The 26,255-nt window shown below is 64.2% G+C and carries 25 protein-coding genes; 11 read left to right on the forward strand and 14 right to left on the reverse strand.

Annotation, left to right across the window (positions count from 1 at the left end; genetic code table 11):
• Nucleotides 1-33 precede the first annotated feature (33 nt).
• Genes L2Y96_RS11940 through L2Y96_RS11950 form a run of 3 tightly spaced genes read right to left on the reverse strand, consistent with a single transcriptional unit; the run spans nucleotide 34 to nucleotide 1,954 of the window.
• On the reverse strand, nucleotides 34-807 hold the full coding sequence (locus tag L2Y96_RS11940; RefSeq protein ID WP_247325841.1) for an anti-sigma factor family protein: 774 nt from the start codon (nucleotides 805-807) through the stop codon (nucleotides 34-36).
• Nucleotides 797-1,351, reverse strand: coding sequence for a sigma-70 family RNA polymerase sigma factor (locus L2Y96_RS11945; RefSeq protein ID WP_247325842.1), 555 nt, complete (start codon nucleotides 1,349-1,351; stop codon nucleotides 797-799). Before L2Y96_RS11945 ends, L2Y96_RS11940 begins: the two co-directional genes overlap by 11 nt.
• A 27-nt stretch (nucleotides 1,352-1,378) precedes the next feature.
• A complete protein-coding gene (locus L2Y96_RS11950) occupies nucleotides 1,379-1,954 on the reverse strand; it encodes a cytochrome b (protein WP_247325844.1) in 576 nt (191 codons plus the stop codon).
• A gap of 245 nt (nucleotides 1,955-2,199) precedes the next feature.
• Here L2Y96_RS11950 and L2Y96_RS11955 point away from each other — a divergent pair, with 245 nt between their 5' ends.
• The 5 genes from L2Y96_RS11955 (at nucleotide 2,200) to L2Y96_RS11975 (ending at nucleotide 6,716) form a co-directional block, all read left to right on the forward strand.
• Nucleotides 2,200-2,748: a hypothetical protein gene (locus L2Y96_RS11955; RefSeq protein ID WP_247325845.1), complete on the forward strand. Its 549-nt coding sequence runs from the start codon at nucleotides 2,200-2,202 to the stop codon at nucleotides 2,746-2,748.
• 146 nt (nucleotides 2,749-2,894) lie between these two features.
• Entirely contained in the window at nucleotides 2,895-3,896 is a 1,002-nt protein-coding gene (locus tag L2Y96_RS11960) for a sulfate ABC transporter substrate-binding protein (RefSeq protein WP_247325847.1), read from the forward strand.
• A gap of 2 nt (nucleotides 3,897-3,898) precedes the next feature.
• Nucleotides 3,899-4,723 carry a sulfate ABC transporter permease subunit CysT gene (gene cysT, locus L2Y96_RS11965; RefSeq protein ID WP_247325849.1) on the forward strand — a complete coding sequence of 275 codons (825 nt, stop codon included), beginning with the start codon at nucleotides 3,899-3,901 and terminating at the stop codon, nucleotides 4,721-4,723.
• Nucleotides 4,720-5,583: a sulfate ABC transporter permease subunit CysW gene (gene cysW / locus L2Y96_RS11970; RefSeq protein WP_247325851.1), complete on the forward strand. Its 864-nt coding sequence runs from the start codon at nucleotides 4,720-4,722 to the stop codon at nucleotides 5,581-5,583. The genes cysT and cysW overlap by 4 nt, the downstream gene beginning before the upstream one ends.
• An 8-nt stretch (nucleotides 5,584-5,591) precedes the next feature.
• Nucleotides 5,592-6,716: a sulfate/molybdate ABC transporter ATP-binding protein gene (locus L2Y96_RS11975; protein ID WP_247325853.1), complete on the forward strand. Its 1,125-nt coding sequence runs from the start codon at nucleotides 5,592-5,594 to the stop codon at nucleotides 6,714-6,716.
• Between the two features lie 56 nt (nucleotides 6,717-6,772).
• Here the strand turns inward: L2Y96_RS11975 and L2Y96_RS11980 are convergent, their stop codons facing one another.
• The 7 genes from L2Y96_RS11980 to L2Y96_RS12010 form a co-directional block, all read right to left on the reverse strand.
• Nucleotides 6,773-8,197 (reverse strand): cytochrome c, encoded by a 1,425-nt coding sequence (locus tag L2Y96_RS11980; protein WP_247325854.1) that lies wholly within the window; start codon nucleotides 8,195-8,197, stop codon nucleotides 6,773-6,775.
• Nucleotides 8,197-9,783 carry a GMC family oxidoreductase gene (locus L2Y96_RS11985; protein WP_247325856.1) on the reverse strand — a complete coding sequence of 529 codons (1,587 nt, stop codon included), beginning with the start codon at nucleotides 9,781-9,783 and terminating at the stop codon, nucleotides 8,197-8,199. The genes L2Y96_RS11980 and L2Y96_RS11985 overlap by 1 nt, the downstream gene beginning before the upstream one ends.
• Nucleotides 9,784-9,803: 20 nt before the next feature.
• Complete coding sequence (locus L2Y96_RS11990) at nucleotides 9,804-10,319, reverse strand: sorbitol dehydrogenase family protein (RefSeq protein ID WP_247325858.1); 516 nt, start codon at nucleotides 10,317-10,319, stop codon at nucleotides 9,804-9,806.
• 170 nt (nucleotides 10,320-10,489) lie between these two features.
• Nucleotides 10,490-11,515 carry a LacI family DNA-binding transcriptional regulator gene (locus tag L2Y96_RS11995; protein WP_247325861.1) on the reverse strand — a complete coding sequence of 342 codons (1,026 nt, stop codon included), beginning with the start codon at nucleotides 11,513-11,515 and terminating at the stop codon, nucleotides 10,490-10,492.
• Between the two features lie 81 nt (nucleotides 11,516-11,596).
• Nucleotides 11,597-13,477, reverse strand: coding sequence for an esterase/lipase family protein (locus L2Y96_RS12000; protein WP_247325863.1), 1,881 nt, complete (start codon nucleotides 13,475-13,477; stop codon nucleotides 11,597-11,599).
• A gap of 19 nt (nucleotides 13,478-13,496) precedes the next feature.
• Complete coding sequence (locus tag L2Y96_RS12005) at nucleotides 13,497-13,676, reverse strand: hypothetical protein (protein WP_247325866.1); 180 nt, start codon at nucleotides 13,674-13,676, stop codon at nucleotides 13,497-13,499.
• Between the two features lie 69 nt (nucleotides 13,677-13,745).
• Complete coding sequence (locus tag L2Y96_RS12010) at nucleotides 13,746-14,468, reverse strand: SDR family oxidoreductase (RefSeq protein WP_247325869.1); 723 nt, start codon at nucleotides 14,466-14,468, stop codon at nucleotides 13,746-13,748.
• A gap of 98 nt (nucleotides 14,469-14,566) precedes the next feature.
• Between L2Y96_RS12010 and L2Y96_RS12015 the strand changes: the two genes are divergently transcribed.
• Complete coding sequence (locus L2Y96_RS12015) at nucleotides 14,567-15,469, forward strand: LysR family transcriptional regulator (RefSeq protein ID WP_247325871.1); 903 nt, start codon at nucleotides 14,567-14,569, stop codon at nucleotides 15,467-15,469.
• On the opposite strand, the gene L2Y96_RS12020 is transcribed toward L2Y96_RS12015, so the two are convergent.
• Nucleotides 15,360-16,997 carry a methyl-accepting chemotaxis protein gene (locus L2Y96_RS12020; RefSeq protein ID WP_247325873.1) on the reverse strand — a complete coding sequence of 546 codons (1,638 nt, stop codon included), beginning with the start codon at nucleotides 16,995-16,997 and terminating at the stop codon, nucleotides 15,360-15,362. The genes L2Y96_RS12015 and L2Y96_RS12020 overlap by 110 nt on opposite strands.
• A gap of 253 nt (nucleotides 16,998-17,250) precedes the next feature.
• On the opposite strand from L2Y96_RS12020, the gene L2Y96_RS12025 reads away from it, so the two are divergent.
• Nucleotides 17,251-18,216, forward strand: coding sequence for an MASE1 domain-containing protein (locus L2Y96_RS12025; RefSeq protein WP_247325876.1), 966 nt, complete (start codon nucleotides 17,251-17,253; stop codon nucleotides 18,214-18,216).
• Nucleotides 18,217-18,258: 42 nt separating this feature from the next.
• Here L2Y96_RS12025 and L2Y96_RS12030 read toward each other — a convergent pair whose 3' ends face one another.
• Nucleotides 18,259-18,414: a hypothetical protein gene (locus tag L2Y96_RS12030; protein WP_247325879.1), complete on the reverse strand. Its 156-nt coding sequence runs from the start codon at nucleotides 18,412-18,414 to the stop codon at nucleotides 18,259-18,261.
• A gap of 547 nt (nucleotides 18,415-18,961) precedes the next feature.
• Here L2Y96_RS12030 and L2Y96_RS12035 point away from each other — a divergent pair.
• Nucleotides 18,962-19,327, forward strand: coding sequence for a hypothetical protein (locus L2Y96_RS12035; protein WP_247325882.1), 366 nt, complete (start codon nucleotides 18,962-18,964; stop codon nucleotides 19,325-19,327).
• Nucleotides 19,324-19,662, forward strand: coding sequence for a hypothetical protein (locus L2Y96_RS12040; RefSeq protein ID WP_247325885.1), 339 nt, complete (start codon nucleotides 19,324-19,326; stop codon nucleotides 19,660-19,662). Before L2Y96_RS12035 ends, L2Y96_RS12040 begins: the two co-directional genes overlap by 4 nt.
• 40 nt (nucleotides 19,663-19,702) lie before the next feature.
• On the opposite strand, the gene L2Y96_RS12045 is transcribed toward L2Y96_RS12040, so the two are convergent.
• A complete protein-coding gene (locus L2Y96_RS12045) occupies nucleotides 19,703-20,578 on the reverse strand; it encodes a hypothetical protein (RefSeq protein WP_247325887.1) in 876 nt (291 codons plus the stop codon).
• 237 nt (nucleotides 20,579-20,815) lie between these two features.
• Here L2Y96_RS12045 and L2Y96_RS12050 point away from each other — a divergent pair, with 237 nt between their 5' ends.
• Entirely contained in the window at nucleotides 20,816-21,481 is a 666-nt protein-coding gene (locus L2Y96_RS12050; protein WP_247325889.1) for a response regulator transcription factor, read from the forward strand.
• Nucleotides 21,469-23,331, forward strand: coding sequence for a sensor histidine kinase (locus L2Y96_RS12055; RefSeq protein WP_247325892.1), 1,863 nt, complete (start codon nucleotides 21,469-21,471; stop codon nucleotides 23,329-23,331). The genes L2Y96_RS12050 and L2Y96_RS12055 overlap by 13 nt, the downstream gene beginning before the upstream one ends.
• Before the next feature lie 11 nt (nucleotides 23,332-23,342).
• Here the strand turns inward: L2Y96_RS12055 and L2Y96_RS12060 are convergent, their stop codons facing one another.
• Nucleotides 23,343-26,159: an autotransporter domain-containing protein gene (locus L2Y96_RS12060; protein ID WP_247325894.1), complete on the reverse strand. Its 2,817-nt coding sequence runs from the start codon at nucleotides 26,157-26,159 to the stop codon at nucleotides 23,343-23,345.
• Nucleotides 26,160-26,255 lie beyond the last annotated feature (96 nt).

The following is a 26,255-nucleotide window of genomic DNA, read 5'->3' on the forward strand; positions in this document are numbered from 1 at the left end:
GCCGAATTTGCGGGCTCTGTCACCTAATGGGGCTTACGTCACCGAATTCAGCAGATCGCGGAAATGCAGCAATTCATCACGATCCATATCGGACACGATGATGGCCTTTTGCCCGCCAAGGTTAGCGTTTTCGAGGGAATATCCCTGCATTTGCACGGCCTCATGACCCTCATGTGTTACCGGTCCGGGTAGTACAAAGACATCGATCAGGTGTTTCCCGTGGCGATAGACCAGGACGGGAACGCGTTCATTGCCCACGTAATCCACCCGCCCCCCCATGAGTGCGTATCCCTGTGCAGCAAAATCGCGCACGACGGGCGCCGTTGCTACCTTGCCGGCGAACCAGGGTTTCACGGTGTGCTGGTCAGTCGACACGACATCGATGGGCGATGCCGCAGCCAATGCACGCCAGTGGCTGGCGAAAAGGTCACGATCCAGCTGGGATTCGGCATGGCCGGATGAGGCGACCTGATTCCACATACCCAGCGTGAAGCCACCCGCCGTGAACGCCAGCACCCATGAGGCGGCCAGGGCCAGCCAGGTCCGCCGCCTGGACGACCCACGGCGATCACTCGACGGCGGCATCGCGACGGTGGCGCTCTCGGCGACCCGCCGCCGAAGCGTGTCGGGCGCGCTGAATCGCGGCACATCGTGGCGAAGCGCCCGGCGTAATGCATCGAGTTCGATGAGCGCCGCCTGGCAATCCGCGCACGTATCCAGATGCGCCTCCACCTCGCGGCTTGTCGCGCGATCCAGTTCCCCATCGAAGTACAGCGGCACGAGCTCCGCAGCCGTCTTACAGTCCATGCGGTGCCTCCACGGTGCCATCGTCAGTCAGCGCTTTCTGCAGCAGCGCGCGCCCACGCGCGAGTCGGGACATGACCGTGCCGATGGGCGCTTCCAGAACGTCCGCGATCTCGCGATAGGACAGTTCTTCGATTTCACGCAAGATGAGTACCTCTCGAAACATGGCCGGCAGGCGATCCAGGTGCATCGCCATCTGGCGCCGGCGAATCGCTCCATCCACCTGGTCTTCGACCCCACCGCTCTCGTCGTGCGGCATGAGCCGCTCGGCAGCAACGGGATTGTCATCAATCGCAACGTTGGCCTTTTCCTTGTTGCGCAACGCCAGACGAGCGAGGCAGCAGTTCCGGACGATGGCCAGCCACCATGCCCGCGCGTTGCCACCGGCATAGGTATCGCAGGCACGGGCGGCACGGAGGTAGGCGTCATGCACAGCGTCCGCCGCATCCTGCTCGTTACCTAGCAGCCAACGGCCCAGGTTGTAGGCAGCATCGAGATGGCGTAATGCCAGATCGTCGACCACCGCGCGGTTGCCCGTCGCCATCATGTGTGCTGGATTCCCATGGCCACCCCGTTATACGCCGCCCAGCATCCGCTGGATAACCCCGTCACGGTCGATAAACCGGTGCTTCAACGCCGCCCCGATATGGCCGACGACGAGGATGCAAAGCACCCAGACCAGGGTGACATGGAGGGTATCGGTAAGCAGGCGCAAAGGCTCGTCCTTGCCGATCAGCACAGGAAGGTTCCCCAGCCCGAAGAAGCTGACCGGGTGCCCTCCCGCCATCCGATGCAGGTAACCGGTCAACGGCACGACGAACATCAGCGTGTAAAGCAGCCAATGCAGGCCGTGGGCAGCCCGTCGCTGCCAGGAGGGAATGGATGCAGGGAGCGCCGGCGGCTGGTGCGTCGCACGCCAGAACAGCCGGAATACGGCCAGGCCGAAAATCAGAGTGCCGAACGAGGCATGGTAGAAAAGCACCTGGTCATGGCCCGGCGCGGTCTTCGGGAACGTCTCCATGAAGAATCCCAGGCCGATGTTGAGAAAGATCAACAGGGCGATGCTCCAGTGCATCGCGATAGCGACCCTGGAATAGGACGTCGACCGAGTGGTCACGATGCTGGGCAAGATCTGGGCTGGCGTGGACATGGCAAGGACCTCGGGTGCACGGCACCGACAGGGTGCCCATGCAGACCTAGATCATCCGCGGCCATGTTTTATTCCCGCCCTGCCCCTCTCCGATTTATCTGGCGCCAAAGTAGGCCTACATCGTTTTCAGCCGAAGCCTACAAGAAGACGCGGGCCCTTCGCCAAGCGCACAGCTTTAGCATCGAATGACCCCAACAAACGCGGCGCTCCGGCTCATGACAGCAACTTTTCGAGAAGACAAAACCTTGCGCCAACGCAAAACAGCAAGCGCATCGTTTGCATCACCGGTCCGGCAAGTCGATCATCAGCGCCTGGAGACTCGAGTGACGGTGTTGGAATTGACGATAGCCGAACGATTGAACAGCGTGTCCGTAGAGACTAAAGGTCTACGCGAGAGCCTAGATGTCCGACTCACCACGATGGAGAAGAGCACTGACGGCCGGCTCACCACGATGGAGAGGAACACTGATGTCCGCTTCGCTTCCGTGGAAAAGGCCATTAGCGATCTGCGTGAAACTTTCGACGTTCGATTCATCGCGATGGAGACGCGTATGGACGTGATGCAGAAGAGCATGGATGCTGGCTTTGATCGCCTTTCGGACAAGATCACCGGCATGAATGCGCTCTTGACCCAACGTATCGACCAGTGCGCTACCAAGCTACAGGTATTTCTTTGGGGCTTCATCATGCTTTCTGCACTCGCGTCCGGCGCCATGGGGTTGGCCTCGGCGATCTACCGGCAACACGGCGAAACGTTTACCCCCGACGTTATCGACACGTTCCGCGGAAAGTAGGGATGCCGCCGCGCGACGTTAAGACGATGTCAACGCATGTGTCGTGTAGACGTGCAAGCGATGGGTCTTTATTGACTTTGCCTGCGCACCGCGGGCATCGTCATCGCAACCATTCCGTTGCGCCAGATCGCATGCCAGGGAGCATCATGATGAAGATCCGCATCGCGCTCCTCGCGCTTTCCGCCGCGACAATGTCGCTGCCTGTCGTCGCAAAGGACGTCACGCTGCTCAATGTCTCCTATGACCCGACGCGCGAACTGTACAAGTCGCTCAATAGCGCCTTTGCTGCCGACTGGAAGGCGAAGCACGGGGATACGGTCACGATCCGCATGTCGCACGGGGGTTCGGGCAAACAGGCGCGTGCCGTCGTTGATGGACTTCCCGCTGACGTGGTGACGTTGGCCCTGGCGTACGACATCGATGCCATCGCCGACCGGGGCCTGACCGGCAAGGACTGGCAGACCCGATTGCCGGAAAACGCTTCACCCTATACCTCAGCCATCGTCTTCCTCGTCCGCAAGGGCAACCCCAAGGGCATCCACGATTGGGGCGATCTCGTCCGAAACGGGATACAGGTCGTTACGCCGAACCCGAAGACATCCGGCGGCGCACGCTGGAATTTCCTCGCGGCCTGGGGCTATGCCCTCAAACAGCCCGGCGGCAACGACGACAAGGCCCGGGCCTTTGTGAAAAGCCTCTACCAGCACGTGCCCGTGCTCGACACCGGCGCACGCGGTGCCACGAACACGTTCACCCAGCGCGGTATCGGCGATGTGCTGGTCGCATGGGAGAACGAGGCTTTGCTCGCCAAGCGCGAGCCCGGTGGCGACCAGTTCGATATCGTCACACCTTCCGTAACTATCCTCGCGGAGCCCCCCGTCGCTGTCGTCGACAAGAACGCTACCGACCACGGGACACGAGAAGTAGCGGACGCATACCTCAAGTTCCTGTACACGCCACAGGCTCAGGACATCGAAGCGCGTAATTTCTACCGCCCGCGTTCCGCGGATGTTGCCGCCAAATATGCCGCGCAGTTCCCCGACGTGAAGACGTTCACGCTCGCCGAGGTCTTTGGCGACTGGCGCAAGGCGCAGGCTAAGTTCTTCGCCGAGGGCGCGGTTTTCGACCAGATCGGACCGGGCAACTAGGTATGCGCCGGAGGGTCTTGCCAGGCTTCGGCCTCAGCCTGGGCTATACCGTGACGTGGCTGGGGCTGGTGGTGCTTCTTCCGCTGGCGGCCCTCGCATGGAAAGCGTCGGATATCGGCACGGCGGGCGTCCTCAAGCTATTCACGTCGCCCCGCACCCTCGCGGCCCTGAAGCTCAGCTTTGGCGGCGCATTCCTGGCCGCCCTTGCCAACGTTTTCATGGGTCTTATCGTCACCTGGGCCCTCGTACGTTGTCGCTTCCCCGGCCGCCGGATCCTCGATGCGCTCATCGACCTTCCTTTCGCCCTGCCCACCGCCGTGGCGGGCATCGCGCTGACCGCGATCTACGCACCCAATGGGTGGATCGGCCAATGGTTGGCACCGCTGGGCATCAAGGTCGCGTATACACCGCTCGGCGTGCTTCTCGCGATGGTGTTCGTAGGTTTCCCATTCGTCGTACGCACCTTGCAGCCGGTACTGCAGTCGCTCGAGCGTGACGTCGAAGACGCCGCCGAGAGCCTCGGCGCGACACCCGGCCAGACGTTCCTGCGCGTCATCCTGCCGCCACTGCTGCCCACGCTGCTCACAGGCTTCGCCCTGGCACTGGCGCGCGCCGTCGGCGAGTACGGCTCGGTGATCTTCATTGCCGGCAATATCCCCCTCCGGTCGGAAATCGCACCCCTCCTCATCGTGCAGCGGCTGGAGGAGTTCGACTATGCCACCGCGGCGGCGCTGGGCGTGGTCATGCTTGCCTTCTCGCTTACCTTGCTCGTCGCCCTTTCCGCATGGCAGCGCTGGACGCGCCGATGGGCGGAGGTGCCTGCATGACGACCTTCCACACAGGGCGCGGCATCAGCATCCGGCGGCGCATGGGCCGCGCGATGCTCATCCTCATCGCGTGCGCTTTCCTCTGCCTGTTCCTGGTGGTGCCGCTGGCTTCGGTGTTCGTTGAAGCTTTCCGCCAGGGCGCCCACGCCTTCCTTGAAAGCATCGACGACCCCGACGCCCTGGCGGCGATCCGGCTCACCTTGTTGGTCGCCGCGATCACCGTGCCACTTAACGTCGTGTTCGGCGTAGCCGCCGCGTGGGCCATGACCCGCTTCACCTTCCGGGGAAAGGCGTTGCTCGGCGCGCTCATCGACCTGCCGCTCTCTGTCTCACCCGTGGTCTCAGGCCTTCTCTTCGTTCTGATGTTCGGTGCGCAGGGATGGTTCGGCCCATGGCTCTCGGCGCACGGGGTAACGGTGATCTTCGCAGTGCCGGGGCTTATTCTCGCGACCCTGTTCATCACCCTGCCCTTCGTCGCGCGCGAACTCATCCCGCTGATGCAAGCCCAGGGCAGTGAAGAGGAAGAGGCGGCGCGCGTGCTGGGGGCAAGTGGCTTGCAGACGTTCTTCCGGGTCACCTTGCCCAACATCCGCTGGGCGCTCCTCTACGGCGTACTTCTCTGTAACGCCCGCGCCATGGGCGAGTTCGGCGCGGTGTCGGTCGTTTCCGGGCATATCCGGGGGCTCACGACCACCATGCCGCTCGAAGTCGAGATGCGTTACAACGAGTACAACTACGTGGGCGCCTTCGCCATCGCCGCGCTACTCGCCCTTCTGGCCCTGCTCACGCTCGCGGTGAAAGCCGCCCTGGAGTGGCGTTACCACGGGGACGCGAACAGCGCACCCCGCCAGCGCCGCTGAGAACCTCCATGACCCTGGCACTCAAGCATCTGTCCCGCCGATTCACCGATACCGCGGCGCTCGACGATGTCAGCCTGGACATCGCGCCGGGCGAATTCGTCGCACTCGTCGGGCCCTCGGGCTCGGGCAAGACCACGCTGCTACGCATCCTCGCCGGGCTCGACTACCCCGACGCGGGGCGCGTCACCCAGAACGGCGACGACTTCCTCGCCGCCACCGCCCGCGAACGGAATGTCGGCCTCGTCTTTCAGCACTACGCCTTGTTTCGCCACCTCACCGTCAGCGAGAACGTGGCCTTCGGCCTTCGCGTGCGTCCACGCAAGCGTCGGCCTTCACGAGCCGACATCCGTACGCGTGTCGAGGCGCTACTGGCACGCGTGCAGCTATCGGATCTGGCCAAGCGTTATCCGAGCCAGCTCTCCGGGGGCCAACGACAGCGCGTGGCCCTTGCCCGTGCGTTGGCCGTCGAGCCCGAGGTACTGCTGCTCGACGAGCCGTTCGGCGCGTTGGATGCACAGGTGCGAACAGCGCTGCGCCGCTGGCTCCGCGAGCTCCACGAAGAACTGAAGCTCACCACGGTCTTCGTCACGCACGACCAGGAAGAGGCGCTTGAACTCGCCGACCGGATCGTCGTCATGAACCGTGGCCGGATCGAACAGGTGGGCACGCCGGAGGCGATCTACCACGAGCCCGCCACGCCGTTCGTGTGCGAGTTCGTCGGCCGCACCAATCGCATTGCCTTGCGGCGCGAGGGCCACACCTGGGCGGCGGGCGCATGGTCCACGCCGGCCGGCACCACGGGCGGCCGCTTTGCGTCGGCCGTGGCCTATATCCGGCCCGAGCATCTCGCCCTGACGGTGCCGGAAGGACAGCCCGCATGGCAGGCACGGCTACGGCACATCTACCTCGCGGGCAGCGTGGCGCATCTCGACATCCACGTGGCCGACATTGACCAGACGCTCGAAGTCGACGTCGCGAGCGAAGATCTTGGCCGCCTGGCACTCGTGCAGGGCGCTGCGCTTCGCGTTGCTCCCACCCGGTTTGTCGCCTTTCCCCTGGACGACGAACAGAGCGACGCACCTGTGATCAGCGAACGCTGGGGCGCCGCGTTAGCCATTGATTCGAGGAGCTGACGGTCCCACCTTCCGCCACGCGGCGCCGGTGACAAGACACCGGCGCCGCACTGCGATCAGGCCTTACGCTTCCGCCGCCGCGTCATGGCCACGACGAGCCAAAGCACGAGCGCAACCACAAGTACACCGCCAGGCACCAGGAACGGCGTAAGGCGAAGCAGGAGTGGTTTCGGCCCACCGGCCCGAATACCCGCGACGGTATCCGCACTCACCTGCACATCCGGGTTACCGAAGTGCTGCTCTACATAGGTGGCGACAGCCGCCACCTGCGCATCGCTTAGGTCACGGGCAAACGCCGGCATGGCCACATGCAGGTCAGCGCCCTTGCGGTCGATGCCATGCAGGATCGCCATGACCAGGTTATCCGGTGCCGACATACCCACTGCACGGTTATGGCTCAGCGACGGGAAGTACTGGTTCTGCGTACCCAGGCCATCAGGCTGATGGCAGCTGGCACACGCACCGGCATAGAGCGTCGCGCCATCCGTGGTGGTTGCCACGCGCAGGGCCTCGGGATCCACCGCACCATCCGGACGCACCGGCTCGCGCTCGCCCAGCGCGGGGATCGCACGCGCACCGGCGTACTCGAAAGCAGCCTTCGTATCGTTCGGGTCGCGGATGCCCCTCACGGTCTTCAGGTACGCCGCCATCGCGTACAGATCGTCGTCCGACAGATGGCTGAGGCTCTGTTCCACCGCCTCGGCCATGCCACCGCCCGCCTGACCCTTGCCCTTGACGTGGCCGTTCTTCAGGTAGGCCGCGATGTCGTCCTCCGACCACGCACCGATGCCGCTGACGGCGTCGGACGTGATGTTCGGCGCGATCCAGCCATCGACCTTGGCACCGGACAGGTAAGCGCTGGCATCTTCGGCCATCAGGAACGTACGCGGCGAGTGGCACGAGCTGCAGTGGCCCAGCGTATCCACGAGGTAGTGGCCACGCGCGACGCGGGCGTCTTCACTGCCTTGCGCCGGGTGCATCCCGTTGCCCAGGTACAGTAGGTTCCAGCCTGCCATCGTCCAACGCATGCTGTACGGGAACGGCAGCTTCGTTGCCGGGACCGTGTTGTCGTCAGCCTTCACTCCCTGGGTGAAGTAGACATACAGCGCGTGCACGTCGTCATCCGTCAGGCCGGCGTATGCCGTGTATGGCATGGCCGGATAGAGGTGTTCGCCCCTGGCATTGATGCCCTTGCGCAGCGCGTCGGCGAACTGCGCTTCACTGTACCCGCCAATGCCATGGCTGTTCGACGGCGTGATGTTGGACGCATAGATATTGCCCATCGGCGAACCGATGGCGCGGCCGCCCGCGTACTGATGCGACGCATCCGAGGTATGGCAGGCAGCGCAATCAGCCGCCGTGGCGACCATCTTGCCGCGGGCGATCAGGTCGCTGTCCTGCGCGTGGGCGCCCAGCGCCAGCGCACCGGCCACCACGATGGCCGCGCGGCCCAGCCAATGTGACGTGAGGTTCACTCGCATCAGATTTCCTTGTTGATCGTGTCGGCAATGCGGATCGACAACGCCACGCCGGTAAGCGTGGGGTTGATCACGCCCGAAGCAGGAATGACGCCGGTCGTCGCCAGGAACAGGTTGTCGTGGTCGTGGGTGCGGCAATCGCCGTTCACCACGGAGTCCTTCGGATCGCTGCCCATGATCACCGAGCCCATGATGTGGTCGCGGTTCTGCCAGCCGGACTCGTCCTCGATGACCTCGGCGTTGAAGATCTTCGCGAAGCGGGCGTAATCCTTCTTCGCGACTTCCTTGCCAGCCTTCACGTAGTCGTCGACGTCGTAGTTCACGCGCAGCATGGGGATGCCAAGGGCATCCTTCTTGTCGCTCGGCGTCACCCGGTTGGTCGGGCTGGGCAGCATTTCGAACACGGTTCCCACGTCGATCCAGCGTGCGGCGTCGTGGCGGATGCGCTCATCCAGTTCCGGACCGATCACGCCCTGCTTGAGCAAGCGCTCGGTGATCGTGCGGTTCGGCACGGCATTCGACATGGAATGCTTCACCGCGGAATGCTGCTTGCGGAAATCGCCATCGCGCCAGTTGAAAATGCCACCCTGCTGAACGGCACCGCGCCCCGGCCACAGCGGCTCGTCGCCGATCATCAGCAGGCCGATACCGGTGTGGTCCATGAGGTTGCGGCCCACCTGGTCCGACGAGTTGGCCACGTCGGACATCAGCAGCAGTTTCGGCGTCTCCAGGCCATGCGCGGCAACCACGAAGTAGCGCGCCGTGAGGCGCACATCGCTGCCGTCCGGCTTGCGGTAGTGCACCGCGACGATCTTGTTCCCCGCGCCCTTTTCCAGCTTGTACGCGGTGGCCTCGGTGATCAGCTTCGCGCCTGCGTTCTCCGCATGCGTGGCATGCATGTCGCCGCTGTACATCGCACCAATCGGGCACACCGGCATGCAGTTGTTGTTGCCACAGCAGGCCGGGCGGCCGTCGTAGGGCTTGGTCACGCGGCCGTTCGGCTCGTGGATATAGTGATAACCCTCGGGCGCGAGGCGCTTCACGAGCTGCTGGTTCATGTAGGTCGTGGCATCGGGCGGCAGCGGGTAGCCCTTCGAGCGCGGCGGCCACGCCTTGCCGCCCTGCCCGCTCTGGTCTTCCTCACCGTTGCCCGCCACGCCCAACGCCTCTTCGGCGCGCTGGTAATACGGCTCGAGCGTGTCGTAATCGATCGGCCAGTCGCGGCCCACGCCATAGAGCGTCTTCAGCTTCATGTCGTTCGGCAGGTAGCGCCAGCACGCCGCGGCCCAGTGCCACGTGGTGCCGCCGACCAGCTTCAGCATGCCGGGGCGGAAGTCGAACGAGCCGGTGTTTTCCAGGTACTCCGGATCGTACGACGTGTGCGCCCAGGGCTCGTTCGGATAGGGGTCGTTGAAGTTGGCTTTGCGCGACGAGGTGCGGAAGTTCTCGAGGATCTTCCAGCGCGGGATGCGCGAGCCGGCTTCAAGCAGGATGACGGAGCGGCCCTGTTTCGCGAGTTCGTAGGCGGCGTTGCTGCCAAGCGCGCCCGAACCGATCACGACAACATCGGCGTCGTAAGTGGTAGTCATGGTGGTGTTCCTTGCGCGGCTCAGTCGGTCGCGATGCTGGCGGGCGCCGCGGCCCAGTAGTCGGTACCTGCGCGGGCGTAGGTGGGGATCACGGTGACATCGCGGGTCGGCTCGAACATGAGCGCACCGGTGTACGTGATGAACTGGGTATCGTCCTTGACGGCAAGGCCCACCGGGGTGCCGGTGTAGCCGAGATACCAACCGCTGACGATGCTGACCGCGAGCGCCTTAAGCGCGGCGTCGTTGTCGACAGCCGAACCCTTGAAGCGGCGCATATCCGTGATGCCCGCGGCATCCATCGCACGGACCAGGCCGGTAACCTTTTCGCCAAAGGCGCGATCGCCCCGTGCCAGCGCCGCGAAGAGGCGCGCTGAGATATCCGACGGAAGATGCTCGCGGCCCGTGAGGCGCTGGCCGAGCTTGAGGAAGGCATCGAGTTCGGCCGGACTAGCCTGCGCGGGCGATGCGGCGTAGGCCATGCGGGCCCAGGGAAGAAGTGCACCGGCGGCGGCCACGAGGCCGGCGGATACAAGCACGCGGCGACGTGCTGGGTTTTCAGGCAAAGCGTCGCCTGCCCCCGATGGAACATGGGGTTTAGACATGGATGAGGCTTCCTTTTGCGACGGCTGAGGAGCGGGAGAACCCTGAAAGTATGAACAGCGGTGCTGAGGTAAAACCGTCAATGCGGGAAATTGATGGTTTTACGTCAAACCACGTCAGGCAGGTTCTCGCGCATCACGATGCTCGTCGGCTGCAGCATCGGCGACGGCGCCGCCGCTCGACCAAAGCGTGCCAGCACGTGCTGGAGCGCGCGTGCGGCCTGTCCGGCAAGGTTCTGGTCGAGCACGGCATCCATGTGGCCCAGCTCCAGCAAGCGTCGGTTACTGCTGGTCAGGTCGTGGCCGATGAAGATCACATCATGGGGCTTCGTCTCGGCCATCAGCACCTCAGCGACGCCCTCGTCGCCCACGGAGGTGTTGTAGATGCCACGCAACCCCGGCACGGCGCGCAGTACATCGCGGGTGATGTCGGCCGTGCTGCCAGGATCCTCGCGACTGTCACCGCGCGCGATGATGCGCACGTTCGGGAAGTGCTGGCGCAGCACCTGGGCAAAACCGCGTTCGCGCTGCTCATGGCTGCGGAAATGGTGGTAGCCCTTGATGATCAGCACCGGCCCACCCTGCGGGCCGAGGAACCGCCCCATCAATTCGCCAGCCAATCGACCGGCCGCCTCGGTATCCGTGCCCACGTACGCCATGCGACCACTACCAGGAATGTCGGACGCCAGCGTCACCACGGGACACTGCGAGCTCACGCGCCGCACCGCATCGCGCACCACCGGATGATCGTGCGTGGTCAGCACCAGGGCATCGGCATCACGCGCCAGCGCCTCGATCTGCTCCGCGATGGCCGCGGGCTCGATGCTATCGAAGGTGTGCACGGCGCAACGCACCTTGAGCTGGTGCATGGCCACCTCGTGGCCGCCGAAGCGTAGCGCCAGCTCCTTGTAGAAATGGATGGTCGGCGACTGCATGAGGATCGGCACATTGAGCCAGCGCGCTGGCGGCGTCTCGATCACCCGGTTGATCTTGAGCCGCTTGGCCGCTTCGAGCACCAGCGATTGCGCACGCTCACTGACTCCGCCGCGCCCGTTGAGCACCCGGTCGACCGTGGCCGGGCTGACATGGGCGGCGGCGGCGAGGTCGATGATGCGGGCTTTCTGCTTTGGCATGGCGCTAAAATTTGATGCAGTGCACAAATTCTAGCACTGTTGTGTGCGCATGCCTTTCCTGCTGCTTTCCCGCGCGACGGGTTATCGCTGCCGATCGAGGTTTTCGGTAAGTATCCGGCGCACCTCCAGCACGGCCTGCGGCGTCTCCTGCACGCTGTGCCCAAACACGATCACCTTCTCACTGGCTGCACCAGCGAGGTGCGAACTCCAGTACGGAACGAGGCCGTCATCGCTATCTTCCAACGGACCTTCCGGGTTGCGACGGGCAATGATCGAGTGGTAACGCACGGTGGGGTCGATAGGCAGTTTGGCAGCCGCGCGGACGAACGCATCATCCGCCCGCAGGTTATCGATACTGTTAGGCACCAACGCGACCTTCTTCCCCTGCGCATCGCCGTCATCCCCCGCCAGGTCGGCGAGCATGCCGCCGAAGCGGGTCACGACCGCCGCCGGCAAGCGGATCAGGTTCGAGAGCAGGCGCGAAAGCCGGTTGGTCGCGAAGTCCGTCCCGCGATGCGGGGCCGCGATGAAGATGGCTTCATCGAAGTTGGGGAGCGCCGTGAAGCGCAGGTAGGGATCGATATCCCTGGCGCGCCGCGCGATATACGCCTTCTTGCGTGCATTGCCCTGGGTAATGTCATTCACGATCAGGTCGCCCGACGAGGACACCATGAGGCGTGCCAGGATGCCGCCCATGCTGTGCCCGATGATGACCATGTGTTGTGACGCGACCGCCTGCCCACCCGGGTCGAAATGCGCCAGCGTCCGAGCGAAGGCATCACGTATCGCCCGGTTATTCAGCGGCAGCGGCATGTTGGTCGGGTAGTAGACCTGCCACACCTGGAAATGCCTGCGCAGTCGCTCGTCGCCCAGGATGTCATTCGCCACGTTCACCCAAGCCTCCGGACTGGAAGCAAGGCCGTGTAGCAGCAGGATCACACGGCGGTTGGGGTCATACGGCTGCATCAGGTAGATACGCGGCTGGCTGATACCGCGCGATCGCCCGAACAACGTGGCAAGCGACTGCGTCGCAAAGCCGGAACGCGCCAGCCAGAGTCCGTAGCCCGCCGTGAAATTGCCCGCCAGCGGCACCGTGGTGTTGCCTACCGAAACGGTCGCATCACGGAACGGGTCATGCCCCTCCAGCACGGCATCGCGTGCGTGGAGTACCTCGTCGAGGGTATCGCCGGAGAATCGGAGGAATGCCGTGGCTGAAGGCGTAGGCATGGCCTGGTAAGCGCGATCGGTCGTCGCGCCGTCCTCGGGCCGGACATCGACCACGAGTTCCGCGCCCAGGCCGTCACGCCGGTAGGTGCTGCGGATGCCGTTGAAGCGCAATGCCGATGCCGCAACGACTTCGCGCGGCCGTTCGTTCGCCCACGACAGGCTATGGAGGTCCACGACCACATGGGTAGACCCCACGTCCGTCGCCAGCGCGACGCCGGGGCGCTCACGTGCCCGATGTCCCAGGTCGATCGCGAACTGCTGAACGGCGTAGTTGTAATAGTCACGCACCTGGGTCTGGCGATCCTCGAACGCGCGCGCGGACGCATCGCGCTCGCTGAAGAACAGATACGCGTAGGCGTGGCGGGCCACCTCGAAATACGCCTGATCCCGCGCGAGCTCAGCCGGCGCACCCACACCGAACTCGCCACGCGTCGCCCTCGCCAACCATAGTTCCGCGATGGCCGATTGCCTGCGCTCCTCCGCCATGGGTGAAACCGCTGCAAGCGCATCGATACACGGCAACGGCGCGCGTTCGCACGGCTCGTCGTCGAGGCCGGCCATGGCGAGGGTTTCGGCCGTCTGGCCGCTGAGATGGCGGCCGGAAAGGATGTCGCCCCGGCGCTGGGCGATGTAATCGCGCGGGGACACATCGCCCACGGTGACCATGGCGCAACCGGCGGAAAGCACGATGGCACCGAGCAACACGGCCCGGACGAACCACCGCTCGACGAGCATCCGGCAAGCCACTCCGGGTTTACTGGCCGGAACGAAGGCGGGCGCGACGAATCAGGGTGACGGGCGCTGCCGCGACCTTGCCACCCTGTTCCGCGCCGGGCCCAACGGCCTTCGGGAGCGTCGCATCACTCGTCGGCGGAACGGCAGGTGCCTTCCCATGCGGCCGCTTACCCTTGGGCTTGCTGTCGTTCTTATCCATACGCGTCCCAGTGGCCGAGGGTGCATTGTCCTCCCAAGGCCACGCCAGCCGTCAACCCGGCCCAGCGCCTTAGTGCGCCGAAGCCGTGGGCCGCACCACGATCTCGCTCACGTCCACGTCGCCAGGCTGTTCGATCGCAAAGCGGACGGCACGCCCGATGGCGTCCGGCTGCAGGGCGACGGCGCGCCACGCTTTCATCGCCTCTGCCGCGCCCGCATCGGTGATCGTGCTGGCCAACTCACTTTCCACCACACCGGGGTGGATGCAGGTGACGCGGATATCGCGGGACTCCTGGCGCAGGCCATCGGAAATCGCCCGCACCGCGAATTTCGTGGCGCAATAGACGGCAGCCGTCGGCGATACCGCGAGGGCGCCGATCGAGGCGATGTTGATGACGTGGCCGCGCTTGCGCTCGAGCATATGCGGCAGCACGGCGGCGATGCCGTAAAGCACGCCCTTGATGTTGACGTCGACCATCTGGTCCCATTCGTCGACATGCAGGGCCGCAAGCGGTGAGAGCGGCATGACGCCGGCATTGTTGATGATGACATCGACATGCCCCCAAGCCGCCCGCGCCGCGTCCGCGAAGGCCTGCACGTCCGTGCGCGAGGTGACGTCGAGCGCGCGGTACAGCGCGGTGCCCCCGGCGGCGTTGATCTCCGTCGCGATGCGCTCCAGCCGGTCCGTCCGGCGGGCGCCGAGGAAGACCCGCGCCCCGGCGGCCGCCAGTTCGCGGGCGATGCCCTCGCCAATGCCGCTCGATGCGCCGGTGATCAGTACGGTCTTGTCCATGGTGGATGTCCTTGGTGAGAGAGGACATCACGGTAAGAGTCGGCTCCCCACTGGACAATCCAGCAAACCATTGACTCATTGGTTAGTATGGTTAACCAATGAACCTAGACCTCAACCTGCTCCAGGCTTTCGTAGCCGTCGCCGAAACGGGCAACTTCCGGGCCGCGGCGGATCGCCTTGGCGTGACCCGGTCCGCCGTCAGCCAGGCCATGCGCCGGCTGGAGGATCAGTTGAGCGTTGCCCTCGCCCGCCGGACCACGCGCAGCGTGAGCCTGACCGAAGCCGGTGCGCGGCTGTACGCGGACGTGGCGCCAAACCTCGCCGAACTGGCAGCGTCCATGGAAGCCACCGGGAGCCTGGCCGGCATGGCGCGCGGTCAGTTACGCCTTGCGGTATCCACCATCGCCGAACGCTTTCTCGACGGGCCACTGCTCGCGGCCTTCATGCTCGCGAACCCCGGCATCGAGCTTGATGTCACGGTAACCGACGAGGAGTTCGACATCGTTGCCGAGGGCTACGACGCCGGTGTCCGCCTCGGCGAAGTGATCGAGCAGGACATGATCGCGATCCCGGTGTCCGGGCCCATGCGACAGGTGGCCGTCGCGAGCCCCGATTATCTTGAACGGCACGCAGCGCCAGCCCATCCGCGCGACCTGACCGCGCATCGCTGCATCGGCTGGCGGCCCGCGCCACACGTCGCACCGTACCGCTGGGAATTTGAAGCGGACGGCGAACCCTTCGACGTCGCCGCAGGCGTCGGCATGACCACCAACGATGTATGGCTGATGCTGCGCACCGCCCTGGCGGGCGGTGGCATCACCTTTGGCACCGAAGATACGTTTCGCCCATACATCGACCGCGGCGAACTGGTGTCGCTGCTTGAGCCGTGGCTTACACCGTTTCCAGGATTCTTTCTTTACTACCCTGGGAGGCGTCATCTTGCGCCCAAGCTGCGGGCACTCGTGGATCATGTGAAGGCGTTTCCGCAGCCGTCGCGGTAAGTATCCGGAAGAACGCGACCTGCTCCAGCAACGCACCCGCCAGATCGCTGGCCTGCTGGCTCGCGGCGCTGGCTTCTTCGACGAGCGCCGCGTTTTGCTGCGTCACGGCATCGAGCTCGGTCACGGCGTTGTTCACCTGCTCAATGCCGGCCGATTGTTCTGTCGATGCCTGCGCGATCTGCGCGACGATGGCAGACGCCTGCGTGGCAATCTGTTCCATCGCCTCCAGCGCTTCACCAGTCTGAAGCACAAGCGCCGCCCCCTCTTCCACGCGTTCTTCCGTCGTGCCAATCAGCGTCTTGATTTCGTGCGCGGCCTCTTTGCTCCGCTGCGCGAGGCGGCGCACTTCCGCGGCAACCACGGCAAAACCCCTGCCCTGTTCACCTGCCCGGGCCGCTTCCACCGCGGCATTGAGCGCAAGCAGGTTGGTCTGGAACGACAATTCGTCGATAAGCTCGACAATGCCACCGACGGCGACGCTCGCCTCGCGGATCCGCGACATCGCAAGTACCGCATTCCCCGACATGCTGCGCGCTAACGCAGCATCGGCTTCGAGCGATCTGGTGAGTTCCCGCGCAGCAATGGCGCCGTCGGCGTTCTGGCGAACCGAAGCTGTCATCTGCTCCATCGACGCTGCTGTTTCTTCCAGGCTTGCCGCTTGCTCCTGCGTACGCGACGAAAGCTCATCGTTGCCCGCGGCGATATCACGTGCGGCGTGGTCGACCTGTTCGGCGTTCTGGCGCACCTGGCGAACGATCGCCGTGAGGTTTTCATCCATTGCGCCCAGCGAACGAAGCGTCTCGCTCAACTCATCACGCCCACTCACCTGCAGCGTGTGCCCCAGCTCGCCATCACGAATGCTGGAAGCAAGGTCGCGTGCGCGCACCAGCGGGCGAAGGATGGAGCGCGCCAGGATGAATCCGACAACACCGAGGATCAGTGTCGCCAAAGCGACCATCAGGCCGATGACGATGTAGGTACCGCGCTGGATCGCCAGTGCCGTGGCATAGCTATCAGCGGCTTCCTTGACGTTATCCGACACGATGGTATCGATGGCCGCACTTTCCGCCGAAAACGCCGGACCCACCTCAGAAAGCATGAAGGCTACGGCTGCCTCGTGCTGGCCATCGGTCATCATCTTTTCGAGTTTCAACTTCAGGCCGCGCGCCTTCTGTTGTGCGGCGATAAAACGATCCGCGGCGGCCTGCTCCTGCGGCGAGCTGACCATGGCCGGGTAATACGCTTTCCAGGGCTTATCCATTTTCGCCACGAGCGCGTTCGTGGCAGCAATACCTTCGGCAGCGCCTTCAGGCGTGCCCTTGAGCAGTGCGCGATTCAGGGCCGTACGATTCTGATTGAAGAGGTCACGCACCTCGTTGACATCGACGATCGGCATCAGCGCCGTGTGGTACATCGCGGCAAGGCGCGCGTCGGTCTGTTGCAAGGCATACAAGGCGGCTCCGCCTACCGCCAACACGGCTACCACCGCGAGGCCGAGCATAAGGAGGATGCGATCACGTATTTTCATGGGGTCCTTCCAAAGTGAGGGCTTCCCCGTCCGTATCGGCCACCTAATTTGCCGCTTAAGGGCATATTTGCCGAAATTGATTAATTTGTTTCCTAGGAACAGCCCGCCAACACGCCCCCGACACGTGCCGATGTCGCCGCAAGATATTGCGCCCCAACAAGTCCTAAGAAATTCACCCAGCTAACACAAGGGTGAAAACGTGGCATCCTTTAGCCATCGAAAACACCACCACAGGGCTGGGAGCTGGAAGACGGTGAACGGAGTCGCGCGCGGGCAGCGCATGGATCACACGCCCTGGCAGTGGGGGCAGCATCTGGCTGTCGCCGCCGCTTACGGCGCGTGCTACGAGATCGCCCGCTACCTTTCGTTCCCCCAGTGGATGCTCACGGCTGGCCTCCGCCTCGCCGCACTCCTGCTCCTACCCCGGCGCTACTGGCCCGCCCTCGCCCTGGGTGAATTCCTCCCCCTCCTCGAAAGCTCGGCCGCGAACGCGCCGGACCTCGGCATCGGCTGGGCCATCTCGGCTTCGGTGCCTATGGTGGTGTTGTGGATGGCGATCATGACGCCGCTACGGGCGCGTTGGTCGCTGTACGACAGCCGCGGCGATGTACGCATCCCCATGGTGCTCGTGGCCGCTTTGGGCGTCTCCGTCGTGACCGCCATTGCCACCCTGCTCACGGCCGAGGCAGCGATCCTCAACGGCCCGGACGGCAGCTGGCCCGATCCGAATACCGGGCCACTGGGCTATTTCATGGCCTACACGCTCGGTGCCTACCTCGGTGCCCTGACGTTGACCCCGATGGTGCTGGCACTCCGTGAGCGCTTTCGACACCTCCGCGGCGTCCCGTTGAACTTGCAGCTCATCGCGCGGAGCCCATTGTTCCTCGACACCGTGCGCTGGCTATTGCCCATGCTGGCGGCGACCACCTGGGTGGCTATCAATACGCACGACGAGACGTTGCGCCAGGCCGCACGCCTGGCACTCGTCCTGCCCGTGCTCGGCATGGCCTGGCGTCACGGATGGCACGGCACCGCCATTGGCGGCATGGTGGCCAGCATGGCTCTTGCCATCGTCGCTTCGATCGCTTCGCCTGGCCTGCTCGCCGAACCCGGCACCATCCGGGTTGAAGCCATCATGGCGCTGGCCATCTCCGGCACCTTGCTGGTGCGCGTGCGTGCACCCGTGGCCCGCACCGCCCATCAAGCCAGCCGTACCTGACGGCCTTGGGGCGGCAGGCTGCCGCCCCAAGCCTTAAGCCCGTCAGGGGCCCTTGACGGAACACACCAGCGGGTTGCACGGAAGATCCAGCGCCTTTGTGCCGGTGGTGGTGGGGGTCGGTGCGTTGGCGGCGGCAGTCGCACCGCACGAAACGGCCAGCAGGAAGCCGACAACGAGGGTCTGATAGATCGTGCGCATGGCGAACTCCTTACATGTGTGATAGGAGTCTTTAGCCTAGCCGAGGGCTCTCAGCCGCCGCCTGTGCGCTCGATGAACTGCCGGATCGGTGCATCACCTGAGCGTCGAAGGCTATTTTCGGCCGGGACTTAACGGCCATTCATGTACCGGGCAGTATATTTATTCCCAAGGTTGCCGAGAGGCACCAGTCCCACGCATCTCCGGCGGTTCCCCTGCTGCCTTTGCATCGATGGATCCACCCCGAGCCCGCGGCCCCCTCCGCGGGCTTTTTATTGCCTGTCGTTTCGCGCAGCACGCATCTTGAGTATTTGCTCGCCAAGGCGCCGCTCTACCAGGTGCAGGAAAGCCTGACATCCGGAGTCGAGAGACGCCTACGTAACGACGCGGGCACATCGCTTCGAGAGCCGACCTATCCTTGAAAAACTCATCAGGCAAGGCGTCAAGAACACCTATGACGGCGATAGCACCGCAAGTAAATCACCCGAAGTCCGAGCACACGAGTGCGCGCGGCATTGCGTCACGCATGGGCAACTTCGATGATTCGTCGATGAACTTGAACTACCGACTTACCAACGTGGAACACGCGCTCGCGAAAGTCGATGACGACATGCGCGACGTAAAGGATCGCCTTGGCTCACTTGAATGCGCCGTCGTCAGGCTCGACGGACGGATCGACGGCCTCGAGATCAAGATGGATAGTGGCTTCCATGCACTAAGCGAAAAGATCGACGCGTCGAACCGGCAACTCGACGTACGGTTCGAAGCCATGATGCAGCGGTCTGATGCAAAGTTCGAAGCGATGGCGCAGGACTTCACGGGCCAGCTAAAAGCCGCCACACAAGAATCGAAGGCTGATCTCAAGGCAGCCACGCAGGAGTCGAAAGCCGACCTCAAGGCAGCCACGCAGGAGTGAAAGCATGGTTCGACGCGACCATGCAACGATCTGACGCGATGGCTCAGGAGTGGAGGGCCGAACTTAAGGCAGCCAGACAGGAGTCGAAAACATGGTTCGAGGCGACCATGCTGCGATCCGACGCAAAATCTGAAGCGATGACACAGGAGTCGAACGCCAGATTCGCAGCGGTGAACGAGGCGCTTGATCGCGTTCCTACGAAGTTGCAGCTCGCTCTGTGGGGTGGCGGCGCGTTTGCTTCCCTCTTCGTGGCGGCGATGGCTGTCATCGCGGTGCTTTTGCGCGCTCAGGGCTACGTGATCGCCTCTGAGATAGTGAAAAGCGTGGTGCCTTGAACCTATGTCGCGTCGGGCCGACGCCAACATCCCCGGATGATCAAACCCCAAGCCTGGACGCCTGACGAGTTGGCCCCGCACCGTCGACCGAGGACGACCTCGCTACCGTACGCAACGCGGCCACCTGGGTGGCCGTCGGAAGCGGCCGCTTGGCCTGCGCACCGGAAAGCAACGGGCTGGCCATGGCATCGCGCAGGAGCTCGACGGCACCGAGGACCGCCTTGATCCGGCGCTCCTCCATGCCGGATACCCCGAACGTCTCGAGGAGATCGTCCGCGGCTTCGCACAGGCGTGCGATCAGGTCAAACAGGGCACGCTCGCCCTCTTCCCCCGCGGGCGCAAGGCGCCCGGCAAACGCGAGTGCAGCCGATAGCTGGGCGAGGTAACGCGATGCATCCTTTTCCGCCCCGAGAAGGCCGTCGACCACGGCGGGCTCGGAGGCGGCCTCCGAGCGAACGGGCGGGATCACTGGCGGGTTGATCGCCATGTTCTCGTAGGCAGAAAGCTCGATCGGGTGCGCTGCACGGATACCATCGATGCGCTTACGAGCGTCGGTATTGGCATCAACCCCGAAGGCGCGATCGGCCAGGGCGTGGAAGAACTCCGCTTGGGAGCGCAGCCACTGGGGCACGCTGGAATCCCTGCCCACCACCGCCGGCGCCTGCTTGGCGAGGACGAAACGCAATGCACTCGTTTCGTAGTAGCGGTTGACCACACCACCGCCGTGGTTGTGGATGACTTCAGCCAATCCCGCCAGATGCCGGCCAAACAGCGCGCTGCGCCGCTCGGCCACTTCGCAGCGCTCCTGCCATTCGCCGGCCGAATCGCGAATCCGTGCCAGTCTCCAGCCCAGGTAGATACTCGTGGCGAAAAACAGTGAGCCAAAGGCGGCAAGAACGACGAGCACGGGGGTCATGGGGCTTCCTGCGTGGCGGCAAACGGGGGCCTTGAACCCAAGCATCGGGCCAGACCAAGGTTGTCGGCCGATAGGCGGCGATCTTGAATGGAGTGCCGCGGCAATGAGAGGAGTAATGAAAAAAAACCACAACAAATCATGCCCCTATGCCAATATCACCCGATTCTGCATAGGCATGAACAGTCCGGCCAACGCATAATGTCGTCGGCTTGGCAGAGCGTATTGGGGCGGCAGTACATGGACGAGTCGGTGCACGAGAAGCGAGCGTGGGTTGTCGATGACGACCCCGCGGTAAGGGAGCGCCTGTCCCAGCTGATCCTGCAGGCGCTCGGCGACGACGCTCACCTCTCCACGGCAGAAGATATCGCCCAGGCCAAGACGCAATTCCATGCCTCCACGGGAGGGCTCGCATTGGTGGACATCGGCCTCCCCGATGGCAACGGCATCGAGCTGATCGCCTGGCTTCAGCTGCACCACCCTCAGGTGACGACGGTCGTGGTGTCGGCGTACGGCGCCGAAGACACCGTCGTTGCCGCGCTGCGATCCGGCGCGGCGGGTTACCTGCTCAAGGAGCGCGACGACACCGAGCTCCTGCTCTCGCTACAGAGCATCAAGCGCGGCGGCGCCTTCATCGATCCGTTCGTCGCGCGACGCATCCTTGCCCTGCTACCCACGGAAGTACCGCCCACACCGGAACCGCCTCGCGACGCGACGCTTTCCGACCGCGAGGTGGAAATCCTGCGCCTGGTGGCCCGTGGCTACAGCAACCGGGAGATCGCGGAACTCACGTCGCTGTCCCGATTCACCATCGAGGACTACACCAAGAAGATCTACCGCAAGCTCGCGGTCAACTCACGCACCGCTGCGGTATTCGAGGCCAAGGCCATGGGATGGCTGCATTGATGTGGCGTGCGCTAGCGTGCCTGGTTATCGCGTTGGCCACCGCATGCGGCCCGCAAGGCGCATGGGCGAGCACACCATCCTATGTCGAGATCACCGCGGCTGAGGCGGCGCCGGCCGACTGGAACGCCACGACGCCACCCAGCGACGGCTGGACCCCGGTTCACCTGATCGACTTCTGGGACGCGCGCTGGCCTGACCACAGCGGCGTGGTCTGGTATCGCCTCCATTGGAACCAGGACAACGCCGACCAGCCCACGGCACTCCTCGTGAACTACGTGAGCCTCGCCAGCGCCATGTACGTCAATGGCAGCCTGGTGTACCGGGACGCCAGCCTCGTGGAACCCCTGTCGCGAAGCTGGACACGGCCGCAGTACTTCCTGCTCGACAAGCCACTGCTAAAACAGGGAAGCAACACCTTGCTCGTCCGCGTCTCCGGCCTGGCCAGCTACCAGCCGGGCTTCGGGACCGTGGAAGTGGGCGACCCGGCGGTAGTGCACCCTCGCTACCTCGACGGCGTGCGCTGGCGGTATGAGCTGCAAATGCTCGACCAGATGGTGGCCCTCGTATTCGGCGGCCTCTTCGCGATTATCTGGATCCTGCGCCGCAAGGACAGCAGTTACGGCTGGTACGCGCTGAGCACCCTGCTCTCCTTCGTCTACGGCCTCAACTACACAGCCACCACCATCTGGTCCCTGACGACCACCGATGCCTGGGAAGCCGTCAACGCCGCCGCCTACCTGGCCGCCGGCTGCAGTTTCGCGGTGTTCCTGTTGCGCTACGTCGACCGGCGATGGCCGCGGCTGGAACGCGCGTTCCTCATCCTCAACGTCGTATCCATCGCGGCCGTTTGCGTCGCCCCCACACCGTCAGGGATCCATCGTGGATGGTGGTTCGCGGTAGGCGGCGTGATCTATTACGCGGCGACGCTCGGCTTCGCATGGCACGCACTGCGTACACGCCGTACGGATCACCTCGTGCTGTGCGCGTGCCTGATGATCCCCCTGCTGGTATCCGTCCATGACTTCCTCCTGTACTACGGGATCATCCGGAGCGACCGCTACCTGCTCGCGGTGACTTCACCGCTGACCGTCATCGGCATGGGTTTCGCCCTGGCGTATCGCTTCGCCGTGGCGATGCGGCGCGTGGAAGGCTTCAACCTGGAGCTCACGCATGAAGTCGGCATCGCCACACGCCAGCTCAGCGACACGCTCACTCGCGAACACACGCTCGCGATCGAAAACCTGCGCATCGGCGAACGCCTGAACCTCGTTCGCGACCTCCACGACGGCTTCGGCGGGAGCCTGGTCGGGGCGATCACATCGCTGGAGCGATCTCCGCCCTCACCGGTGGGCGAACACACCATCGGCGTGCTCCGTGAGCTGCGTGATGACCTTCGCCTGATCGTGGACACCACCACGTACGAACAGGCAGCCGATCTCGGCAGCCTCATGGCGACCTTCCGTCACCGCTGGAGCCAGCGTCTGGAGCTGGCCGATATCGACAGCCAGTGGCAGTTCGATGGCCTGGACGGCCTGCATCTGGGGCCTGCGCACAGCCTCGACCTGATGCGCTTCCTGCAGGAAGCGCTCACCAACGTCCTCAAGCACAGCTGCGCGCGCCGGGTGCGTATCGAGCTGCTAGCCGATGGGGAACGCCTGCGCCTCGAGGTATCCGACGACGGCCTCGGCTTCGACGAAAACACAAAGACCTCAGGCGCCGGACTCGCCAGCCTGCGGGCGCGGGCGAACCGGCTGCATGGCACGCTACAGCGGACCACGGCACCGGGCCAGGGCGTCTCGGTATCGCTGGACATGCCAGCCATAGCGATGCCCCGGCTGCCGGTGACCTGATCGTCGCTTCGTTACGGACCGAACTTCTTCTCTACCCCCAGCAGGATCGACTGGTTGTCGCGGCTCGTGTTGTCCAGATAGTTCTGGTACTCGGCGCGCAGCAACCAACCGCTGTTCGTCTGCAAGGACACGCCGGCGCCCAACATCGAGTGATTACGCGACTGGCTGTAAAGCGTGGCCTGGTACAGCGGGCCATTCAGCAGATCAGCGTATCGCATCGTCGCCGTGCTCGAACCCTGGAAGTCGTGCCCGAACTCGAAGCGCAACTGCGGTGACCACGTGCCGTAATCACGCTTGGCGAGCCACTGCGCAAGCAAGCCTGCCGTCGCCGTGGTCGTCGTCACCGTCTGACGCTGGTAGTCCAGCGCGTAGATCGCATCGCCGGTTTCCGTATAACCATCCAGCGAAGCGCGTGCCAGATCCACGCGGCCGTATGGCGTCAGCGACATGTTATCGGCTTGGTGCTGGTAACCCGCGGACAAGGAGCCAAAGAACTGGCGGCCATCGCGACTGCCATGAACCCTGCCGTTGTTATCGGTGACGAAACGGCGTGCGTCGAACTGCAACCACTGGTAACCGACGATCGCGTCAACGTACGTCTTCTCGCTCGGCTGGTAGCTTCCGTAGACGGCGACGTTGTAACTGTTGACCGAACTACGGCTCCCGTTCTGACCGATATCGGACTGATCGTGGCCGTATCCGACGCCCGCACCGACGGTCAGCCGGTGAGTGACCTGCTTGTCCACGCCGAAACTCAGGCCGGAGGTGGTGAAGTCGATGCCGTTGTCGCTGGCACCCGCCTGCATCTTGCCGAAGTTCACCGCGCCGCCAGTCCAGAAGGCGAGATCGCCCTGCGCGGCGACTGTTCCACTGTGCGGCACAGCCGGAGCGGGTTCATCGTCGGGCGAATACGGACCGTAATGGCCGTTCCCATCGTTGTAGCGCTGCAGGCCATCCCACGTATCGGGGCGAGCCTGACTGCTGGCCGAGGCCATCGTGATGCCGTTGGTAAACCCACTCACGCCATTGCCACCGTGCAGGCTTTCCAGGCGGCGCTGGAAGTTGTTGATCTGGCCGGTCGCCATGCGGCGCGTCGCATCAGCCTGCGCGCCGAGCACCCCGAGTACTTCGGCATTCTTCGACGGATCGCTACGCGGCGTCACACTAATCGACACCGTGCCCGGCGCTGATTCCGCGAACGCATTGCTAAGTGTATAGCTCACCTGCGCAGCGCCACTGAAAGCGGGCGCAGCGGCGAATGCCATCACATAGCCATTGGCGGTCGCCTGCACGGTCGCGGTACCTGCATTGCTCGGCGATACGGCAACGATCCTCGCGGCCGTGAACGGACCGCCATGCGCGGTGGCCGTCAGGTTCACCTGCATCGACGTGCCGGCGATCGCTGAGCCGGTAAGCGAAGGTGCCACCGGCACCGGATTGACGGTCAAGGTGACATGCGCCGGTGCGGACGCACCATAGGCATTGCTGACGGTGTAGTCGAAACCGAGCGTGCCCGAAGCATCGGCCGGGGCGGTATAGATCAGGTCCGTGCCCTGCACCACCACCGTGCCCGACGTAGGCTGCGCCACCACGGCCGCGCTGACGAACGGCCCATTGGTGGCACCGGTCAGGGCGTGGAGGGTCACCGCCTTACCGGCCAGCACGGTCACAACCTGCGGCGACGCTACCGGCACGGCACCGGCAGCGACCGTGATTGTCACCGTCGCCGGGTCCGACGTGCCGCCCGGCCCCGTCACGGTGTACTTCAGCGTATCGCTGCCGAAGTAGTAACTGGCCGGCGTATAGATCAGGTTCAACCCACTCACCACCACCGTGCCGTGCGCTGGCTGCTGTATCACGGCGACGCTGGTCACCGGGCCGCCTGCACTGGTCACCGGAATCGTTACCGCCGTATTGGCTGGGGTGGTGCTCGATCCGTTGACCGCAATTGGGCCCTGCTGGCCAATGGTGACCGTGTAGGGCTGCGACCCCGTGAAGCCCAGTCGATCGGTACCCGTCACCGTGACATTGAACGAACCCGACGCCGTCGGGGAGCCCGACAACACGCCCGTGGGCCTCAGGGTCAGACCCGACGGTAACGCGCCACTGGTCACTGAGAAGGTATAGGGCGCCGTACCCCCGGAAGCGGTCAACGTGGTCGAGCTATAGACATCACCGACCTTGCCCTGCGGCAGGGTGACTGGTGTCAGCGCGATGCCCGGTGCGTTGACGACGATCTGATAAGCCTTGTCTGCCGTCTGTGTCGAGGAGTCAGTTGCGCGCACGCTGAAATTGAAGGTGCCGGCTTGGATCGGGGTCCCTGAAATGACACCCGCTGGATTCAGCGTCATGCCCACAGGCAGGGTGCCGCCGGTCATCTGGAACGTATACGGCGCGGCACCACCTGTGGCGATGATGTTGATGGAATACGCCGCGCCGCCCACGGCACTCGGTAAGGGCGAAGGCGTAGCGAACTCGACTGCGGTACCGGGAATGAGGATCTGGAACGATTGCGTGACCTCCGGCGCCGGCAAATACGTACCGTCGCCGGGCTGGTCAGCGTGGATCGTGCAGGTACCTGGCGACACCGTCGTCAACACCCCACCCGACGTCACCGTGCAAACATTCGTCGTGCTGGAGGTAAACAACACCGACAAGCCAGAAGAGCTGGTCGCCTGCATTTGCGGCGAGGTGCCGAAGTTCTGTCCGCCCGGATTGTTGAAGGTAATGGTCTGCGTATCGGCCGCAGCGGCCTCGGCCAGCCCTGGCAGGCATACCAGGCAGACCACCCATAGCCATAGCGAAGCGGCACGCATCCATAGTGGCATGCGCGCCCGTGGGCGCCGTGAAGGCGACAAAACCATGCGTGTTCCCCTGTGACTAGCTGAATCGGCCGGCTTTTGGGCCGAGCAGCAGGGACACTA

Source organism: Luteibacter aegosomaticola (genome assembly GCF_023078475.1).
Lineage (GTDB): Bacteria > Pseudomonadota > Gammaproteobacteria > Xanthomonadales > Rhodanobacteraceae > Luteibacter > Luteibacter aegosomaticola.

Bases quoted from the DNA above. Each gene is read 5' to 3' on its own strand.
- L2Y96_RS11995 (WP_247325861.1), bottom strand. From the start codon at position 11,515: ATGCCAAAGCAGAAAGCCCGCATCATCGACCTCGCCGCCGCCGCCCAT.
- L2Y96_RS12045 (WP_247325887.1), bottom strand. From the start codon at position 20,578: ATGACCCCCGTGCTCGTCGTTCTTGCCGCCTTTGGCTCACTGTTTTTC.
- L2Y96_RS12030 (WP_247325879.1), bottom strand. From the start codon at position 18,414: ATGCGCACGATCTATCAGACCCTCGTTGTCGGCTTCCTGCTGGCCGTT.
- L2Y96_RS11945 (WP_247325842.1), bottom strand. From the start codon at position 1,351: ATGATGGCGACGGGCAACCGCGCGGTGGTCGACGATCTGGCATTACGC.
- L2Y96_RS11960 (WP_247325847.1), top strand. From the start codon at position 2,895: ATGATGAAGATCCGCATCGCGCTCCTCGCGCTTTCCGCCGCGACAATG.
- L2Y96_RS12000 (WP_247325863.1), bottom strand. From the start codon at position 13,477: ATGCTCGTCGAGCGGTGGTTCGTCCGGGCCGTGTTGCTCGGTGCCATC.
- L2Y96_RS12035 (WP_247325882.1), top strand. From the start codon at position 18,962: ATGAACTTGAACTACCGACTTACCAACGTGGAACACGCGCTCGCGAAA.
- L2Y96_RS11985 (WP_247325856.1), bottom strand. From the start codon at position 9,783: ATGACTACCACTTACGACGCCGATGTTGTCGTGATCGGTTCGGGCGCG.
- L2Y96_RS12020 (WP_247325873.1), bottom strand. From the start codon at position 16,997: ATGAAAATACGTGATCGCATCCTCCTTATGCTCGGCCTCGCGGTGGTA.
- L2Y96_RS11950 (WP_247325844.1), bottom strand. From the start codon at position 1,954: ATGTCCACGCCAGCCCAGATCTTGCCCAGCATCGTGACCACTCGGTCG.
- L2Y96_RS12050 (WP_247325889.1), top strand. From the start codon at position 20,816: ATGGACGAGTCGGTGCACGAGAAGCGAGCGTGGGTTGTCGATGACGAC.
- L2Y96_RS12055 (WP_247325892.1), top strand. From the start codon at position 21,469: ATGGCTGCATTGATGTGGCGTGCGCTAGCGTGCCTGGTTATCGCGTTG.
- cysW (WP_247325851.1), top strand. From the start codon at position 4,720: ATGACGACCTTCCACACAGGGCGCGGCATCAGCATCCGGCGGCGCATG.
- L2Y96_RS11940 (WP_247325841.1), bottom strand. From the start codon at position 807: ATGGACTGTAAGACGGCTGCGGAGCTCGTGCCGCTGTACTTCGATGGG.
- L2Y96_RS11980 (WP_247325854.1), bottom strand. From the start codon at position 8,197: ATGCGAGTGAACCTCACGTCACATTGGCTGGGCCGCGCGGCCATCGTG.
- L2Y96_RS12010 (WP_247325869.1), bottom strand. From the start codon at position 14,468: ATGGACAAGACCGTACTGATCACCGGCGCATCGAGCGGCATTGGCGAG.
- L2Y96_RS12005 (WP_247325866.1), bottom strand. From the start codon at position 13,676: ATGGATAAGAACGACAGCAAGCCCAAGGGTAAGCGGCCGCATGGGAAG.
- L2Y96_RS11975 (WP_247325853.1), top strand. From the start codon at position 5,592: ATGACCCTGGCACTCAAGCATCTGTCCCGCCGATTCACCGATACCGCG.
- L2Y96_RS12060 (WP_247325894.1), bottom strand. From the start codon at position 26,159: ATGCCACTATGGATGCGTGCCGCTTCGCTATGGCTATGGGTGGTCTGC.
- cysT (WP_247325849.1), top strand. From the start codon at position 3,899: ATGCGCCGGAGGGTCTTGCCAGGCTTCGGCCTCAGCCTGGGCTATACC.
- L2Y96_RS12015 (WP_247325871.1), top strand. From the start codon at position 14,567: ATGAACCTAGACCTCAACCTGCTCCAGGCTTTCGTAGCCGTCGCCGAA.